General features: G+C 74.3%; 14 protein-coding genes. 5 read left to right on the top strand and 9 right to left on the bottom strand.

Annotated features, from left to right (window positions below):
• Positions 1–369 precede the first annotated feature (369 nt).
• The 3 genes from ACZ516_RS02250 (at position 370) to ACZ516_RS02240 (ending at position 3064) form a co-directional block, all read left to right on the top strand.
• Entirely contained in the window at positions 370–1731 is a 1362-nt protein-coding gene (locus ACZ516_RS02250) for a glutamine synthetase family protein (protein WP_030786766.1), read from the top strand.
• A 339-nt stretch (positions 1732–2070) separates the two neighbouring features.
• Complete coding sequence (locus ACZ516_RS02245; protein WP_469008092.1) at positions 2071–2295, top strand: hypothetical protein; 225 nt, start codon at positions 2071–2073, stop codon at positions 2293–2295.
• Between the two features lie 13 nt (positions 2296–2308).
• Entirely contained in the window at positions 2309–3064 is a 756-nt protein-coding gene (locus ACZ516_RS02240) for a helix-turn-helix domain-containing protein (protein ID WP_469008090.1), read from the top strand.
• On the opposite strand, the gene ACZ516_RS02235 is transcribed toward ACZ516_RS02240, so the two are convergent.
• Complete coding sequence (locus ACZ516_RS02235; protein WP_361081855.1) at positions 3051–3488, bottom strand: VOC family protein; 438 nt, start codon at positions 3486–3488, stop codon at positions 3051–3053. The two genes, ACZ516_RS02240 and ACZ516_RS02235, sit on opposite strands and share 14 nt — an antisense overlap.
• A gap of 99 nt (positions 3489–3587) precedes the next feature.
• On the opposite strand from ACZ516_RS02235, the gene ACZ516_RS02230 reads away from it, so the two are divergent.
• Positions 3588–6641, top strand: a complete 3054-nt coding sequence (locus ACZ516_RS02230) for a bifunctional [glutamine synthetase] adenylyltransferase/[glutamine synthetase]-adenylyl-L-tyrosine phosphorylase (RefSeq protein WP_469008088.1) — start codon at positions 3588–3590, stop codon at positions 6639–6641.
• A 39-nt stretch (positions 6642–6680) separates the two neighbouring features.
• Here the strand turns inward: ACZ516_RS02230 and ACZ516_RS02225 are convergent, their stop codons facing one another.
• Both ACZ516_RS02225 and ACZ516_RS02220 read right to left on the bottom strand, forming a co-directional pair.
• Complete coding sequence (locus ACZ516_RS02225; protein WP_358587335.1) at positions 6681–7553, bottom strand: phosphatase PAP2 family protein; 873 nt, start codon at positions 7551–7553, stop codon at positions 6681–6683.
• A 227-nt stretch (positions 7554–7780) separates the two neighbouring features.
• Entirely contained in the window at positions 7781–9433 is a 1653-nt protein-coding gene (locus ACZ516_RS02220; RefSeq protein WP_469008086.1) for a glycoside hydrolase family 13 protein, read from the bottom strand.
• A 321-nt stretch (positions 9434–9754) separates the two neighbouring features.
• Between ACZ516_RS02220 and ACZ516_RS02215 the strand changes: the two genes are divergently transcribed.
• Positions 9755–11392, top strand: coding sequence for a fused response regulator/phosphatase (locus ACZ516_RS02215; protein WP_361081847.1), 1638 nt, complete (start codon positions 9755–9757; stop codon positions 11390–11392).
• Here the strand turns inward: ACZ516_RS02215 and ACZ516_RS02210 are convergent.
• From ACZ516_RS02210 to ACZ516_RS02185, 6 genes are all read right to left on the bottom strand, one after another.
• Complete coding sequence (locus ACZ516_RS02210) at positions 11379–11900, bottom strand: GNAT family N-acetyltransferase (RefSeq protein ID WP_469008083.1); 522 nt, start codon at positions 11898–11900, stop codon at positions 11379–11381. The two genes, ACZ516_RS02215 and ACZ516_RS02210, sit on opposite strands and share 14 nt — an antisense overlap.
• Positions 11897–12613, bottom strand: coding sequence for a TetR/AcrR family transcriptional regulator (locus ACZ516_RS02205; protein ID WP_358587326.1), 717 nt, complete (start codon positions 12611–12613; stop codon positions 11897–11899). The genes ACZ516_RS02210 and ACZ516_RS02205 overlap by 4 nt, the downstream gene beginning before the upstream one ends.
• A 56-nt stretch (positions 12614–12669) precedes the next feature.
• Positions 12670–13740, bottom strand: a complete 1071-nt coding sequence (locus tag ACZ516_RS02200; protein ID WP_469008081.1) for a PDR/VanB family oxidoreductase — start codon at positions 13738–13740, stop codon at positions 12670–12672.
• Position 13741: 1 nt separating this feature from the next.
• Entirely contained in the window at positions 13742–14668 is a 927-nt protein-coding gene (locus ACZ516_RS02195) for a metal-dependent hydrolase (protein ID WP_361081841.1), read from the bottom strand.
• 118 nt (positions 14669–14786) lie between these two features.
• The gene (locus ACZ516_RS02190; RefSeq protein ID WP_469008078.1) at positions 14787–16724 is read right to left on the bottom strand and encodes a hypothetical protein; all 1938 of its coding nucleotides are present in this window, start codon (positions 16722–16724) and stop codon (positions 14787–14789) included.
• Between the two features lie 26 nt (positions 16725–16750).
• Complete coding sequence (locus ACZ516_RS02185; RefSeq protein ID WP_361081838.1) at positions 16751–17272, bottom strand: tetratricopeptide repeat protein; 522 nt, start codon at positions 17270–17272, stop codon at positions 16751–16753.
• Between the last annotated feature and the right edge of the window lie 13 nt (positions 17273–17285).

Raw genomic sequence — 17285 nt, 5'->3', positions numbered from 1 at the left:
CCGCCTGTCCGACCCCGGCCGCTCGTAGAAGAAGTACGCGGCGCAGTCCCAGTGTTCATCGGCGAGGTCGGTCTGGGCGGCGCGCAGGGCGTGTTCGGCGGGGGAGCGGTCGGCGTGCGCGACGGTGACCGGGCCCGCAGATCAAAGTCCCGGGCGCAGACGCGGGCGGGACCTCGCGGTGGCCCGGCGTTACGAAGGAGCCGATCAGCAGGCACTATGGGCACAGAGCGGCACGCGACACGGCCCGCGCCCCGACGGCACGGGGTGCGCAACGCGTTGGAAACCCGGCAGTGGGATGCTCGTGTGCCCGAGGTATCCCGTAGCACGGGAGCAGGCGGCCTGACCAGCAACGATGGGTGGAAGCGGAAGATGGACAAGCAGCAGGAATTCGTGCTCCGTACGTTGGAGGAGCGCGACATCCGGTTCGTACGCCTGTGGTTCACGGATGTCCTCGGCTTCCTGAAGTCGGTGGCCGTGGCCCCCGCCGAGCTGGAGCAGGCCTTCGACGAGGGCATCGGCTTCGACGGCTCGGCCATCGAGGGATTCGCCCGGGTGTACGAGTCGGACATGATCGCCAAGCCGGACCCGTCGACGTTCCAGGTGCTGCCCTGGCGCGCCGAGGCCCCCGGCACGGCCCGCATGTTCTGCGACATCCTGATGCCGGACGGCTCCCCGTCCTTCGCGGACCCGCGCTACGTCCTCAAGCGGGCCCTCGCCAAGACCTCCGACCTCGGCTTCACCTTCTACACCCACCCCGAGATCGAGTTCTTCCTGCTGAAGGACAAGCCGCTGGACGGCTCGCGGCCCACGCCCGCCGACAACAGCGGCTACTTCGACCACACCCCGCAGAACGTGGGCATGGACTTCCGCCGCCAGGCGATCACGATGCTCGAATCCATGGGGATCTCGGTCGAGTTCAGCCACCACGAGGGCGCGCCCGGCCAGCAGGAGATCGACCTCAGGTACGCGGACGCCCTCTCCACGGCCGACAACATCATGACGTTCCGCCTGGTCATGAAGCAGGTCGCGCTCGAACAGGGCGTCCAGGCCACCTTCATGCCGAAGCCCTTCTCCGAGCACCCCGGCTCCGGCATGCACACCCACCTCTCCCTCTTCGAGGGCGACCGCAACGCCTTCTACGAGTCGGGCGCCGAGTACCAGCTCTCCAAGGTCGGCCGCTCCTTCATCGCGGGCCTGCTACGGCACGCGGCGGAGATCTCGGCGGTCACCAACCAGTGGGTGAACTCCTACAAGCGCATCTGGGGCGGCTCCGAGCGCACGGCCGGCGCGGGCGGCGAGGCACCCTCGTACATCTGCTGGGGCCACAACAACCGCTCGGCCCTGATCCGCGTACCGATGTACAAGCCGGGCAAGACCGGCTCGGCCCGCGTCGAGGTCCGCTCCATCGACTCGGGCGCCAACCCCTACCTGACGTACGCGGTGCTCCTGGCCGCCGGACTCAAGGGCATCGAGGAGGGCTACGAACTCCCGCCGGGCGCCGACGACGACGTGTGGGCGCTCTCCGACGCCGAGCGCCGCGCCATGGGCATCGAGCCGCTGCCGCAGAACCTCGGCGAGGCGATCGCGCTCATGGAAAAGTCGGAACTGGTCGCCGAGACGCTCGGCGAGCACGTCTACGACTTCTTCCTGCGGAACAAGAAGCAGGAGTGGGAGGAGTACCGCTCCGAGGTCACCGCCTTCGAGCTGCGGAAGAACCTGCCGGTTCTCTGATCCCGCCGATACCCCGCGCACGGGCCCGGGTGTTCCCGAGCGGGGTACCAGATTTTCTGGTCAGAGGGGGCGCGGCTGCATCAACCCGCCTCCCCATGTAGTGCAAACGTTCGGAGACGCTCCGTCCGCGCAGGTGGGACACCGCCCGTGCGGGACGGTGGTCACGGGTGCCCCCCACCGCGCTCGCGCGGCTGGGGCAGGGGCGCATCAACCTCGTGAACGCCTCGGGATCCGGTGCCACCATGGGCCGACCGGGCGCTGTTCGGCGCCCGGTCGGCACGGCATCCGTGCCCGAGCCGGGCACGGCGCCCGGGCACTTCGAGACCCAGAGGTTCCCTCATGCACTCACATCGGCGTCCCGCCTGCGTCGCGTCCCCGCCCTGCGGCCAGCTGGACGGGCGGCAGACCGTCATCGTCATCGTGGTCCTGGTGGCCGGGATCGCGCTGGCGCTCACCGGCATGCCCGTCGTCGTCATCGCCGAGGTCCTGGCGACCTGCGGGCTGATCGGCGCCCAGGTGGCCCGCCGCGCCCCCGCCGCCCCCGCCGCGCCCGAAGGACGGTGACCGGGGACCGGCCGTGGCACGCCCGGAGCAGCCGATCCGCGCCCCCGACCCGGAGCTGCGCGCTCTCGCGGAGTGGCTGCGCACCCAGCGCCGGACGGCGGGCCTGACCCACCGGCAGATGGCGGCCGAGTCCCGGCACGCCTTCTCCGCCACCACCTTCTCTCGCGCCGCGAGCGGCAACCGCGTTCCCCGGCTGCCGGTCGTGGAGGCCTACGCGCGGGCCTGCGGGGCGCCGGTCGGTGAGGCGCGGCGGCTGTGGCGCGCCGCCCGCTACGCCGAGCACCGCCGCCGCGATCCTCGGGCCGACGTGCCCGCCCCGGACCGGGTGCACGACCGGGCCGAGCTGAACCGCGCCCTGCGCGCGCTCTACCACCGGGCGGGGGCGATGCCCCTCGGCGAGATGGAACGCCGGGCCGGCCGGCACGGGGAGCTGCCGCACAGCACCGTGCTGCGGATGCTGGCGGGCAGCTCCACGCTGGCGGCCGACCAGCTCATGGCCTTCCTGGAGGTCTGCGGCGTGACGGACGGCGCCGAGCGCGTCCGCTGGCGCGACGCCTGGCGGCGGGCCCGGCGCCATCAGGAGAGGGCGCGGATGGGGAGCCGCCTGACCCGCGCGCACGAGGCGCTGGCGCAGGGTCGCGGAAGCGGCCACGGCGAGCCCGGCCCCGAGGCCGCCATCCGATGGCCGGCCCCTTATCCGCCCGTAGGGCTCGCGATAGGGCGGGAGCAACGGGCGGAGCCGGCGCCGCAACCCCCTACGGGGCGCTGACGATCGCGTCCCGCAGCGGGGTCGACGCCCGCACCCGGTACTCCTGGATCGCCCAGCCGTTGCCGTCCGGGTCCTTGAAGTACATGAACGTGCCGCCGTCCTGCGGCGCGTGCTCGACCGGCTCGGTGACGTCCAGGCCGCGCGCCGTCAGCTCGGCGTGGGCGGCCTTCGCGTCGGCGACGCACAGCTGCAGCCCCTGGTAGGAGCCCGTGGCCGGTGCCGGCCCGCCCATCGTCTCCCAGAGGCGGGGGCCGGCCAGGGCGACGGAGCAGCCCGATCCGGGCGGGGTCAGCTGCACGATGCGCATGCCCGGCAGGACCTCCGTGTCGATGTCGACGTGGAAGCCGAGCCTGTCGCGGTAGAACTCCTTGGCCCTGTCGATGTCGCTCACCGGCAGCGGGATCACTTCAAGCGTGTATTCCATGCACGGCAGTACATCAGCCACGACGGGGCCACGGGGGCGGAACGCGGCGGACAGGCCGTAGGCTCGGGCCCAGAAGTGATCGAACGGAGGCGCGAGACCATGACGCTGCCGCAGGAAGGGGACAGCGCCAGGCGCCCGCTGCAAGGGGGCTGGCGCGGTACCGGAGGGCGCAGGAGCAGCACGTTCACCCGGCTGCTGCGGCACGGCTTCACCGATCCGTCGGCGGCGGAGCGGCTCCTGGACGACCCGGAGCTGAGCGCCGTCCGCTCCGACCCGCTGCTCCTGGATGCCCTCGGCGCCACCGCCGACCCGGACCTGGCCCTGCTCGGCCTGGTGCGGCTCGTGGAGGCGCAGGAGGACGCGACCGGCCGGCGCGAACTGCTGGACACCCTGGTCACCGCCAAGCCGTTGCGCGACCGGCTGCTCGGCGTGCTCGGCGCCTCCGAGGCCCTCGCCGACCACCTCGCCCGGCACCCCCGCGACTGGCGGGCCCTCGCCACCTACGAGTCGGCCGACCTGCACCCCGGCGTGGCGGACTTCGAACGCGGCCTCGCCGAGGCCACCGACCCGGTGTCGCTGCGCGTCGCCTACCGCCGCTGCCTGCTGGCCATCGCCGCCCGGGACGTGTGCGGCACCACCGACGTCGCCCAGGCGGCGGCCGAACTGGCCGACCTCGCCACGGCGACCCTGCGCGCGGCCCTCGCCATGGCCTGCGCGGCCGCGCCCGACGACGCCGCCCGGTGCCGGCTCGCGGTCGTCGCGATGGGCAAGTGCGGCGGCCACGAACTGAACTACGTCTCCGACGTCGACGTCATCTTCGTCGCCGAGCCCACCGACGGCGGGGCGGGCGCCGACGAGGGCGAGGCGCTGCGGGCCGCCACCCGGCTCGCCTCGCACATGATGCGCGTCTGCTCCGAGACGAACATCGAGGGCACCATCTGGCCCGTCGACGCCAACCTCCGCCCCGAGGGCAGGAACGGCCCGCTGGTGCGCACCCTCTCCAGCCACCTCGCCTACTACCAGCGGTGGGCGAAGACCTGGGAGTTCCAGGCACTGCTCAAGGCCCGCCCGGTCGCGGGCGACCACGCCCTCGGCGAGGAGTACGTCGCCACGCTCACCCCGCTCGTCTGGCGCGCCGCCGAACGCGAGAACTTCGTGCCCGACGTGCAGAAGATGCGCCGCAGGGTCGTCGAGAACATCCCCGCGGGGGAGATCGACCGGGAGCTGAAGCTCGGCCCCGGCGGCCTGCGGGACGTCGAGTTCGCCGTCCAGATGCTCCAGCTGGTGCACGGGCGCAGCGACCCCTCGATCCGCAGCGGGTCCACGCTCGTCGCCCTGCACGCCCTCGGCGCGGGCGGCTACGTGGGCCGGGTGGACGCCGCCCAGCTCGACGACGCGTACCGCTTCCTGCGCTCCCTGGAGCACCGCATCCAGCTGTACAAGCTGCGCCGCACCCACCTGGTGCCCAAGGACGACGCGGACCTGCGGCGCATCGGCCGCTCCCTGGGGATGCGCACGGAGCCGATCACCGAGCTGAGCCGCGCCTGGAAGCGGCACACCTCCGTCGTACGCCGGCTGCACGAGAAGCTCTTCTACCGCCCGCTGCTCGACGCCGTCGCCCAACTCGCCCCCGTCGAGGCCCGCCTGAGCACCGAGGCGGCCCGCGAGCGGCTCGTCGCCCTCGGCTACGCGGACCCGAGCGGCGCCCTGCGCCACCTGGAGGCGCTCGCCTCCGGGGTGTCCCGCAAGGCGGCCATCCAGCGCACGCTGCTGCCCGTCCTGCTCGGCTGGTTCGCCGACTCCGCGGACCCCGACGCGGGCCTGCTGAACTTCCGCCAGGTCTCCGACGCGCTCGGCAAGACCCCCTGGTACCTGCGGCTGCTGCGCGACGAGGGGGCCGCCGCGGAGAACCTCGCCCGCGTCCTTTCCGCGGGCCGTCTCGCGCCCGACCTGCTGCTGCGCGCCCCCGAGGCGGTCGCGCTGCTCGGCGACGAGCGGGGCCTGGTACCGCGCGGCCGCGCCCACCTGGAGCAGGAGATCCTGGCCGCGGTGCGCCGCGCGGACGGCGCGGAACAGGGCGTGACGGCGGCCCGCGGGGTGCGCCGCCGCGAGCTGTTCCGCACGGCCGCGGGCGACATCATCGGCTCGTACGGCACCGAGGACAGCCCCGCCGAGGCCGATCCGGGCGCGCTCGTGGACCGGGTGGGCGACGCGATCTCCGACCTGACGGCCGCCACCATCGCGGGCACCCTGCGCGCGGTCGTCCGCGACGGCTGGGGCGACACGCTGCCGACCCGGTTCGCGGTCATCGGCATGGGCCGCTTCGGCGGCCACGAACTGGGCTACGGCTCCGACGCCGACGTCCTCTTCGTCCACGAGCCCCGGGACGGCGCCGACGAGCAGGAGGCCGCGAAGGCGGCCGCCAAGGTCGTCGCCGAGATGCGCAGACTGCTGCAGCTGCCCTCCGCGGACCCGCCGCTGGCCATAGACGCCGATCTGCGCCCGGAGGGCAGGAGCGGCCCCCTGGTGCGCACCCTGAAGTCGTACGAGGCGTACTACCGCCGCTGGTCCCTCGGCTGGGAGTCCCAGGCGCTGCTGCGGGCCGAGCCGGTGGCCGGGGACGAGGAGCTGGGCCGCGCCTTCATCGAGCTGGCCGACCCCCTGCGCTATCCCGAGCGGGGTCTCGGCGAGGACGCGGTGCGCGAGATCCGCCGGCTGAAGGCCCGCATGGAGGCCGAGCGGATGCCGCGCGGCGCCGACCCGACCCTGCACGCCAAGCTGGGGCGCGGCGGCCTCTCCGACGTCGAATGGACCGTGCAGCTCCTCCAGCTGGAGCACGGCGGCAGGGTACCGGGTCTGCGCACGACCCGCACCCGCGCGGCACTGGCGGCGGCCCGCGAGGCGGAGCTGATCCCGGCCGACGATGCGGCGATCCTCGACGAGGCCTGGGTCCTCGCGACGCGCGTGCGCAACGCGGTGATGCTGGTGCGCGGCCGCGCGGGCGACACGTTCCCCGCCGGAGGGCGGGAGCTGGCCGCCGTCGGGCGCTACCTGGGATACGACGCGGGGCACGTCGGGGACATGCTGGACGACTACCGGCGGATCACGCGCCGGGCGCGGGCGGTCGTGGACGAACGGTTCTACGGCGGCTAGCGGGGCCCGGGGCGCGCGGGGAACAGCTTCGAGTGGCCCCTACAGCCTGACCGGCAGGGGCGGTGCCTCGGCGTCCCGTACCGCCACCTCGCGCGGCAGCCGGTGGGGCGGCCGCCCGTACCAGAGGCGGGCCACCAGGAGGCCGAAGGCCAGGCACATCAGGCCGCCGACCGCGTCCAGCCAGAAGTGGTTGGCGGTCGCCACGATCACCACCAGCGTCGTCACGGGGTAGAGCAGGCCGAGCACCTTGGCCCACGGCGCCGAGGCCAGGGCGAAGATCGTCAGCCCGCACCACAGGGACCAGCCGATGTGCATGGACGGCATCGCCGCGTACTGGTTCGACATGGTCTTCAGGTCGCCCGAGGCCATCGAGCCCCAGGTGTGGTGCACCAGGACCGTGTCGATGAAGGTGGTGCCGTTCATCAGGCGCGGGGGCGCCAGTGGATACAGGTAGTAGCCGACGAGGGCCACCGCCGTCGTGGCGAACAGGACCAGGCGCGTGGCCGCGTACCGCCCCGGATGGCTGCGGAAGAGCCAGACGAGGACACCGAGCGTCACCACGAAGTGCAGCGTCGCGTAGTAGTAGTTCATGCCGACGATGAGCCATGTCACCGAGTCGACGGCGTGGTTGACGCTTCTCTCGACGGCGATCCCCAGGTCCCCCTCGACGCGCCAGATCCAGTCGGCGTTGCGCAGGGCCTGCGCCTTCTGCTCCGGGACGGCGTTGCGGATCAGCGAGTACGTCCAGTAACTCACCGCGATGAGCACGATCTCGAACCACAGCCGCGGGCGGCGGGGGGCACGCAGACGACGCAGCAGGGCCTGCCCGTCGCGGCGCTCGTCGTCACCCGCGATGGGTGGATCAGCGGGCGCCTGCCGGCCCTCAAGTGTCGTCACGATCGTCTCACCCATAGGCCTGAGTCTGCCAGATGCCCGCCCCCCGACCGATCATCCCCTGGTCGGGTTCGGACCGCATTCGCTACGCCACAGGTACCAGTGCGCGCTCCGGGATTCCCCGGGGGCGCCCGGACACCGAGGCGGTTGAACCGCGAACCACCAGGTCCGGCGCGGGTTCGACCGGCACCGTCCCGTCGGGGGAGCGGCCGCGCGCCGATGCCGATGCGACGGCCCGGCAGGCCTCAGGCCGCCCACCAGGCCGTCGCGTCGGCGGGCAGGACGCTCTCCCCGCACCCCGGCGCCACCTCCGCGCTCGCCAGCAGCAGGGTGCCCGGCGTGGCCAGGGCGACGGGCCGGGAGGTGAGGTTCACCGTGCAGACGAACGCCGCCCCGGCGCGCGTGCGGCGGAAGGCGAGCACACCCGCCGGGGACTGGAGCCACTCGATGCCCCGGCCCGCGCTGAGCGCCGGGTGCTCGCGGCGCACGGCGAGCGCGGCGCGGTAGAACTCCAGCGTCGAGGCCGGATCACCGGTCTGCGCCGCCACCGACAGGTCCTTCCAGGACCCCGGCTGGGGCAGCCAGCTCGGGCCGCCCTCCAGGGGCCCGAACCCGAACGGCGCGCGCTCCCCGGACCAGGGCAGCGGCACCCGGCAGCCGTCGCGCGTGCCCTCCTGCCCGGCGGAGCGGAAGAACGCCGGGTCCTGACGCACGTCGTCGGGCAGCTCGGTCACCTCGGGCAGACCCAGCTCCTCGCCCTGGTAGAGGTACGCGGAACCGGGCAACGCCAGCATCAGCAGCGTGGCCGCCCGCGCCCGGCGCAGCCCGCGGGCCGCGTCGCCGTCGGCGAAGCGCGTGGTGTGGCGTACGACGTCGTGGTTGGAGAGCACCCAGGTGGCGGGGGCGTCCACGGCGTTCATAGCGGCCAGTGAGCGGTCGATGACGGCGCGCAGGGCGGCGGCGTCCCAGCCGGTGGTCAGATACTCGAAGTTGAAGGCCTGGTGCAGCTCGTCGGGGCGCAGGTACCGCGCGCTGCGCTCGACGGTCGGCGTCCACGCCTCGGCGACGGCGATGCGCTCCGTGCCCTCCTCGCGCGTGTACTCCGCGAGGATCTTGCGCCAGTCGCGGTAGATCTCGTGCACACCGTCCTGGTCGAAGTACGGCACGGCCTGCCCGCCGAGCAGCTTGACCTGCTCCTCGTGGCCGATGTCGGGCAGGCCCGCCGCCTTGACCAGGCCGTGCGCCACGTCGATGCGGAAACCGTCGATGCCGAGGTCCAGCCAGAAGCGCAGCACGGAGCGGAACTCGTCCCGGACGGCCGGGTGGTCCCAGTTGAAGTCGGGCTGCTGGGGCGCGAAGAGGTGCAGGTACCAGGAGCCGTCCTCGACACGGGTCCAGGCGGGGCCGCCGAAGACGGACTCCCAGTCGTTGGGCGGCAGTTCGCCATCGTCTCCCTTGCCGGGACGGAAGTGGAAGCGGTCGCGCAGCGGCGACGCGGGACCCTCGCGCAGCGCCTGCCGGAACCACTCGTGCTGATCCGAGCAGTGGTTGGGCACGAGGTCGACGATGACGCGCAGCCCCAGCGCGTGCGCCTCGCGCACGAGGTCGACGGCGTCGCCGAGCGTGCCGAACACCGGGTCGACGGCGCGGTAGTCGGCCACGTCGTAGCCGGCGTCGGCCTGCGGCGAGACGTAGAAGGGGGAGAGCCAGACGGCGTCCACGCCCAGTTCGCGCAGGTACGGCAGGCGGCCCGTGATGCCGGGCAGGTCCCCCATGCCGTCGCCGTTGCCGTCGGCGAAGCTGCGCGGGTAGACCTGGTAGATGACCGCGTCGCGCCACCACTCCCGGCACGGCATGGAGTCGGTGAGGGCGGGCGCGGTGGTGACGTGCTGGGTCATGAGGCCCCTTAGGAGTGCGGACACTCCGGTGAACGCCCCGCGGAAGGCGAAGGTCACGAGTCCGCTCGCCGGAGCGGCCGTTCCGCCGTCGCCGCCCGCACGGACGCCGGGGCGAGGGCAAGCGCCCCACCCGGGGACAGTTCACGCGAAGGGCGCAGATCATATCGGCAAGGACACCCTCCGCGAGAGCGCTTCCGGGGATCTTCACCGTTCCCGGTCGGGCCGTCGCGGTCTTCTCCCGCAGCGCGTACCGGAGCGCTAACTTGGTCGGGCAGGCCCGAGGGGGGCCTGCCCCGCCCGCCCTGCCCCAAAGGGGCCAGCTTGAGTGCCAACGGCAAGGCAGACACCACGATCCTGGTGGTCGACGACGTCGCCGCCAGTCGATACGCGCTGGGCGCTGTCCTGCGCCGGGACGGCCACCGCGTCATCCTCGCCGCGACCGCCGGTGAGGCCCTCGCCGAACTGGAGGCGCGCCACCGCGCCGGCGAACTGCCCGACGTGGCCCTCATCGACGTCGGCCTGCCCGACATGAGCGGCTTCGAGCTGTGCCGCCGCCTCAAGGAGTTGCCGCACACCGCCGCCCTGCCCGTCGTGCACTTCTCGGCGGCCCGCGTCTCGCCCCTCGACCGGTGCCACGGCCTCGACGCGGGCGGCGAGGCCTATCTGACCGTGCCCGCCGAACCGGAGGAGATCCAGGCCGTCGTCCGCGCCGTGGCCCGCGGCGCCCGCCACCGCAGCGACGCCGAGGCCGAGGCCGGGCACCTGACGCGGCTCGCCGAGACCATCCTCGACGTGCAGTCCGCCCGCTGCCCACGCGAACTGGCCGACGCCGCCGCCGCGGGCACCGACCGCCTCACCCGCAGCCCCGCCGCCGCGTTCATCCTCGGCCACGACGGCGCGATGCACCGGGGCCTGTCCCGGCGCCGGGCCGCCGCCTCCCTGCCCGACGACGGCGCCCACGACGCGGTCGCCCGCCTCATCCTGCGCATCATGTCCGGCCACGTCGGCGTGCGCAGCACCATCGCGCCCTCCCCGCTGTGGCCGCCCGGCTTCTTCCAGGCAGAGGCCCCCGGCGCCGCCGGCCGCCCCGACGGGGCCCGGCTCGCCCTGGCCCGCAGCCGGGAGGGCAGCGCCCCCGTGTGCCTGGCCACCCCCGCGTACGCCCAAGGGCCGCTCCCCGACACCGGGCGCCTGGTGGGCCGGCTCGCCCACGCCACCGCGCTCGCCGCCGAGCGGCTGCTCATGTACGAGATGGAGCGGCACATCGCGCTGACCCTCCAGCGCAGCTTCCTGCCCGCGCTCGTGCCCCAGGTCCCCGGCGCGGAAATCGTCGTGCGCTACGAACCCGCCTCCAGCGACACGGAGATCGGCGGCGACTTCTACGCCGCGCTGCCCACCCCGCAGGGCGTCCTCACCGCCATCGGCGACGTCGTCGGGCACTCCCTGGACGCCGCCACCGTGATGGTCGAGATCCGGCACGCCCTGCGCGCCTACTGCGTCGACGAATCCGACCCGCGGACACTCGCCCACCGCCTCGACAGAATGCTCCAGCGCTACCACCCCGAGGTCACGGCCACGCTCTGCCTCGCCCTCGTCGACCCCGCGACCGGACGCACCCGCGTCTCCAACGCCGGGCACATCCCGCCGCTCGTCGTCGGCGAGGGCGGCGCCGCCTACCTCGACGCGTGCGGCCCGCTGCTCGGCCTCGGCCTGGAGCGACCCGCACCCACCGAGACACTGCTGCGCCCCAGCGACCGGCTCCTCATGGTCACCGACGGCCTCATCGAGACCCGCGGCATCGACCTCGCGGTCTCCATGGAACACCTGCGGGCCGCCGCCGCCGACGCGCCGCACGGCGTCGCGGCCCTGTGCGACACGCTGCTCGCCTGCTTCGGCCACGACAGGGACGACGACATCGCGCTCCTGGTCCTCGGCCTGACCGGCCCTAACACCCGGTGAGTCGTTTCTCCAGCAACGTCACGCCGTACGTGCTCCCGTCGGCGGCGACCTTGTCCGGCAACTCACCCACGACCGTGTACCCGGCGTCCTCGTAGTACGCGCGCAGCCGAGGATTGGCCGTCACGCAGTCCAGCCTGCACAGCGCGCGCCCGGCCGCGGCGATCCGCCGCTCGGCCCGCGCGAGCATCGCCCGCCCGGTCCCGGGCCGCGCCCCGCGCCGCACCATGAGCCGGTGCACATAGCCGGCGTCCGGCGCCCGCACACCCCACGCGGCCTCGTCCCGCCACCACACCTCGAACGCCCCGACGACCTCCTCGCCCTCGTGGGCGAGCCACACCTCATCGACGCCCGAGGTGATCAGCCGGCGGAAGTGCCGCTCGTCCTTGTCACCCGGCCGCCACTGCTCGATGCCGCGCTCCCGCATCCAGCGGGCCGCGCCGTCGTAGAGGCCGGCGAGGGTGGCCGTGTCGCCCTCCCGTGCCGCGCGCACGCTCAGCGGGACGCTCACGGCGCCAGCGCGACCAGCCGGCCGATCAGCTCCGCGAACGGGCCGTCGGCCGGCTCCTCGGCGAGGATCTCGCGCAGCAGCGCCGCCATCTCCTCGTCGTGCGCGGCGCTCACGGCGGTCAACGCCACGAAGTCGTGCACCAGTTGCCGTTCCAGCTCCGCGCGCGGGATGCGCCGGCCGTCCAGCCAGAGCAGCGCCGTGGACTCGGCCAGTGAGATCCAGGAGCGCACGACCAGTTCGAGCCGGGCGGACGGCGCGGTGACCTTCAGGTGCGCGAGGATCTGGTCGTACGCCGCCTGCCGCACGGAGTCGATCAGCGCGTTCGTCGTCGACGCCGTGCCCACCGCGCAGCCACCGCCCGCCGAGACCGCCGGGCCGCCCCGCATCAGCGCGGAGAAGCCGGGCCCGTGCTCGTCCACGAAGGACAGGAAGCGGCCCATCACCCGCAGCAGCCGGGCCCCGAGCGGGCCCTCGGGCGGCTCCACGAACCGCTCGGCCAGGTCCTCGGCCGCCCGCCGCAACGCCGCCTCGTACAGGCTGAGTTTGCCGGGGAAGTAGTGGTAGACGAGCGGGCGCGAGATGCCCGCGGCCGCCGCTATCTCGTCGATGGAGACGTCGTCGGGCGAGCGGTGGCTGAACAGGTCGAGCGCGACGCCGATCAGCTGCTGCCGCCGCTCCTCGACACCCATCCTGCGGCGTACCCCGGTTGTCATACGAACACCTTACCGAGCCGATCCGGCCTCTCGGGGGGCCGGATCGGCCCCGGGGCTCACAGGTCGAGCACCAGCCGTCCGCCGTGCGCCCGCGAGACGCAGATGAGCATGGCGGACACCCGCTCCCCGTCCGTGAGCAGCTCGTCGCGGTGGTCGACCTCCCCGGCCAGCACGCGCTGCCGGCACGTACCGCAGAACCCCTGCTCGCAGGAGTACGCCGTGTCCGGCAGCACGGTGCGGACCGCGGCGAGCACCGTGCTGTCGGCGCCGACCGCCACCGTGCGCCCGCTGCGCCGCAGTTCGACCTCGAAGGCCGTGTCGCCGCCGCTTCGGGCGCCGGCCGAGAACCGCTCCGTCCGCAGCGCGCACCCCCGCGGCAGCGCGTCCGTCACCGCGTCGAGCAGCGCCGGCGGCCCGCACACGTGCACGGCGGCGCCCTCGGGCGTCCCGCTCAGGAAGGCGGCCACGTCCGGCAGCCCGTCCTCGTCCTCGGCGACGACGGTCACCCGCCCCGCGTGCTCCCCGGCGAGCTCGGCGACCTCTTCGAGGAACGGCATGGAGCGGCGCGACCGCCCCCCGTACAGCAGCCGCCACGGCACCCCGGAGGCCGCGACGGCCCGCAGCATCGGCAGGATCGGCGTGATCCCGATGCCACCGGCGACGAAGACGTACGAGGGGGCGTCCGCCAGCGGGAAGCGGTTGCGCGGCCCGCGCACCTCGACCTCGTCGTCCTCCCGCAACCGCTCGTGCACCTCGCGCGAACCGCCCCTGCCCCCGTCCTCGGCGGCGATCAGCCTGGTGGCGACGGTGTACGAGGAGCTGTCCTCGGGGTCGCCGCACAGCGAGTACTGCCGCACGAGTCCCGACGGGAGCACCAGGTCGAGATGGGCGCCCGGCCGCCAGCGCGGCAAGTCCCGCCCCTCCAGGCGGAGTTGCACCACGCCCTCGGCCACCCGCTCATGGCGTGCCACGCGCAGCCGCAGCGCCCGGGGGCGCGGCTGTCCGGAAACCGGCTCCTCCAGGGCGGGCAGCGGCCACAGCGGGGAAGCGGCGATGCGGCGGCGCAGGGCCCGCCGCGCGAGCAGGGCGCCGCCCGCGACGAGGGCGAGGGTGGGGATGCGGGGCATGTCAGACGCTTCCGTTCGACCGCTGGGCGGCGGCCTGCTCGGCGGCGGTGGCGGCCGGCGAGGACGCCAGATAGGCCACGGCCTGGGCCGTGCTGCCCTCCTGGGACGGGTGGTAGTCCCGGCCCAGATAGCGGGGGATGGAGCGCAGCATGGCGCCGGTCGACGGCAGGGTGCCCGCGCGCCCGCCGCGGTGGAAGGCCCGGAAGCTCGCCCGGCCGCCGACGAGCGTCGGATCGTTCTCCATGAAGAACCGCGCCCCGCGCTGCCAGAGGAAGACCAGCGCGGTGAAGGCGGTCGCCCAGGTCCGCACCCGGCGCCGGTAGCCGCCGTCGACGTGCTGGAACAGGTCGAAGGCCACCGACCGGTGCTCGACCTCCTCGGCGCCGTGCCAGCGCAGCAGGTCCAGCATGGTCGGATCCGCGCCCCTGCGGTCCAGCTCCTCGGCGTTGAGCACCCAGTCGCCGAGGAAGGCGGTGTAGTGCTCTATGGCCGCGATCATCGCCACGCGCTCCATCAGCCACCAGTGGCGCGCCCGGCCCGGCGGCAGGGCGCGGTCCCCGAGCAGCTTCTCGAAGAGCCAGTCGACCTGGGCGGTGTACGGCGTCGGGTCCAGTCCCTGCTCCCTGAGGTGCGGCAGCACCTCGTCGTGGGCCTGCGCGTGCATCGCCTCCTGGCCGATGAACCCGATGACGTCCGCGCGCAGCCGCTCGTCCCGGATGTGGGGCAGGACCTGCTTGTACACGTGCACGAACCAGCGCTCCCCGGCCGGCAGCAGCAGGTGCAGGACGTTGATGGTGTGCGCGGTGAACGGGTCGCCCGGGAGCCAGTGCAGCGGGGTGTCCGCCCAGGAGAAGGAGACGTCGCGCGCCTTGAGCGGTATGTGCTCGGAGGCGACGGATCCGGGCACCCGGCTCTGCTTGTGAGACATGGCGTCAATGTACTGACGGGTAGCCGGGGGGTACAGGGGGTGGCGCGGGGAAAAATCCCGGGCCACCCACCGGACCGTCGCCGTAGTCGCCGCGTCGCCGTGCGTCGCCGCGTTCGCGCTAGCCGAGCGTCGTCACCTTCGTGCCGTCCGCGAGGGTGCCGGTCAGCCGGACGCGGGCGGTGCGCTCCGTCCTGACCGCGATGACGTTGTCCTGGACGCGGTCGCCGCCGGACGAGGACAGGGACGTCACGTCCTTGCTGCCCGCGCCCAGGAGGTACCAGTTGCCGGCCCGGGACTTCCACAGCACGCCCGCGAGCACCTTCGGGTCGCGCGCCCCGCACGCCGGGGAGTCCTCCGCCTTGGCGGCCACCGCGCCCGCCGGGACATCGGCCGGCTGGATCTCCGCGAAGCTCCGGCTGCCCGCGCCCCGCCAGGTCTCGGCCCGGGTGCAGACCCACTGGGCGGCGCCGTTGGCCTCGGGCAGCGTCTGGCGGGCGTACGCCCAGGAGTTCACCGTCCGTACGCCGTTGGAGCGCACCGTGGCCAGGGAGCAGGCGGACTTGGCCCAGTCCGCGGGCGTGGCCTCGCGCGGCGCCTCGGGGCGGCCCGCGGTCAGCCGGGCGGGGACCAGCTCGCCGAGGTCGGTGGACATCCGCTCCGCGCCCAGGTCGTCGCGCATCCGCAGCGCGTTCCAGGACGTGCACCGGCCGCTCGGCGCGGGGCCGGAGAAGGGCTCGGTGACGCCGTCCTCGTCGCGGCGCAGCGGCACGGCCTGCCCGGCGGGCTTCAGCAGGTCGCGGACCTCGGTGGCGCGGATCCAGGGGGCCGTCAGATAGCGGATGTTGCCGTCCGCGCGGCTGACGACGACGGCGCTCGCCTCCGGACCGCTCGCCCCGTCCACGCGCGCGAAGTCCAGCGCGGCGCCGCTCGTGCCCTCCTTCGGCTCGGCGTAGCGCACGATGCGCAGACCGTCGTGGAACAGCACCACGCGCGCGGCGTCGACCTCACCGGCGAAGAGGAGCTGCGCGGGACCCGGGGGCGCCCCGGAGGGCGTGCCCGGGGTGGCCGACACCTGGACGGTCCCGCCGGGCCGGGCCCAGACGGCGAGGGCGCGGCGCAGGAGGTCCTTGTCGCCGACGAGGCCGCCGCGGGCGGGCCACACCGAGAAGTCGGCGCGGGCGGAACGTTTCCACGCCCCCGCCGTGGCCACCGTCAACCGGCCCGGGTCGAGGGCCGCTTGACCGGCCGGGTTCTGCGCGTACGGGGGAGCGGCGGCGCCGTCGGGCCCCCAGCCCTCGCCCGGCAGGCCGAGCAGCGCCCCGCACACCAGCAGGGCGACGGCCGCGACGCCCGCGGCCTTCATGTGCTGCCTGCGCCGCATCAGGTCCGTCGGCCGGGCCTGCAGGGAGCAGGGGTCGAACTCGGGGGAGGCCAGCAGGGCGTAAGGGGCCTCGACCTCGTCCGCCTCGGCGAGGGCGTCGTCCGGGTCGTCGCACCCGGCGGCCGTGAGCACCGTGCGCACCCCGGCGTCGTCGAGCGCCTCCAGGCCCCGCAGCACGTAGGCGGCGCGGCCCGCGCCGGACAGCTCGGCCAGGTGCTGGTCCAGGGCCAGTTCGTCGGCGCCGCCCGCGTGCGGGAAGAGCCGGAGCCCGAGGACCTGCGGCAGCAGCGGGGGCAGCTGCGCCCGCCGGGGCCGGGCCCGCCACGTCAGGGGGAGCCCGGCGTCGAGCGCGCCGCGCAGGACCCGCAGGCGCACGTACGCGTAGCCGGGGTCCCGCTGGTGGCCGCCCCCGCCGCCGTGCTGGGCGGGGACGACGACCGCCGTGCCCGGGGTGCGGCCGCGCGGCAGGGCGCGCTGGGTCAGGGCGTGGGCGGTCAGGACGCGGCGGTTGCGTCCGAGGCTCGGCGGCAGCACCAGATAGGCGAGCCGGACGAGCCGGGGGTAGTGCTCGACGAGGGCGGCCTCGGCCTGCTCCACGTCGACCACGGGAGCGGGGCCGCTGGCGCTCGCGGACTGCGGCTGCTTGGACTGCACATTCGACGACACGTTCAGCAAAACGAGCGAATCGTCGGTTGGTCACCTCAGGCTTCGGCGGGCTCCACCAGAGCGCGGGCGTAAGCACCCATGGACCGCTGGTAGCGCGGCAGATGGGGGGCGAGGGCGCCGAGCACCAGGGCGAGGCCCTCGCGTTCCCGGCCGAGGTTCGCCAGGCACAGCGCGAGGACGGCGCGCACGGCGTCGTCCAACTCGTCCGGGGCCGCCTCCAGTTCCGGACCGAGGAGCGCGACGCCCTCCGCCGCCCGGCCCACGTTCCGCAGCGAGCTGGCGAGTTGGATCAGCGCGCGCCGCCTGCGGCCGCCGTCCAGGCCGCGCTCCAGTGCCTCCTGGTACAGCGGCACGGCCCGGTCGGAGTGCCCGGTCGAGTCGAAGGCGCAGGCCCGCTCGAAGAGGCCGGCGGGATGGCCCTCGGGCAGCTCCGCGGCCAATTGGCCGATCAGCGCGCGGAACTCCCCGGCGCGGTCCTCTTCGTAGGTGTCGAAGGTGTCCCAGGCCTTCGCCACGCGCTCTTCCCAGTTCGCGTTCACGGCCCCACCCTCGCACACACGTGCCCACGCG

This window comes from Streptomyces sp. NPDC034037, assembly GCF_055575715.1.
This window is presented reverse-complemented; position numbering and strand designations above follow the sequence as displayed.

Coding starts and splice junctions, on each gene's coding strand:
- ACZ516_RS02245 (WP_469008092.1), top strand. CDS start 2,071: ATGCACTCACATCGGCGTCCCGCCTGCGTCGCGTCCCCGCCCTGCGGC.
- ACZ516_RS02220 (WP_469008086.1), bottom strand. CDS start 9,433: ATGACCCAGCACGTCACCACCGCGCCCGCCCTCACCGACTCCATGCCG.
- ACZ516_RS02250 (WP_030786766.1), top strand. CDS start 370: ATGGACAAGCAGCAGGAATTCGTGCTCCGTACGTTGGAGGAGCGCGAC.
- ACZ516_RS02230 (WP_469008088.1), top strand. CDS start 3,588: ATGACGCTGCCGCAGGAAGGGGACAGCGCCAGGCGCCCGCTGCAAGGG.
- ACZ516_RS02225 (WP_358587335.1), bottom strand. CDS start 7,553: ATGGGTGAGACGATCGTGACGACACTTGAGGGCCGGCAGGCGCCCGCT.
- ACZ516_RS02195 (WP_361081841.1), bottom strand. CDS start 14,668: ATGTCTCACAAGCAGAGCCGGGTGCCCGGATCCGTCGCCTCCGAGCAC.
- ACZ516_RS02235 (WP_361081855.1), bottom strand. CDS start 3,488: ATGGAATACACGCTTGAAGTGATCCCGCTGCCGGTGAGCGACATCGAC.
- ACZ516_RS02205 (WP_358587326.1), bottom strand. CDS start 12,613: ATGACAACCGGGGTACGCCGCAGGATGGGTGTCGAGGAGCGGCGGCAG.
- ACZ516_RS02200 (WP_469008081.1), bottom strand. CDS start 13,740: ATGCCCCGCATCCCCACCCTCGCCCTCGTCGCGGGCGGCGCCCTGCTC.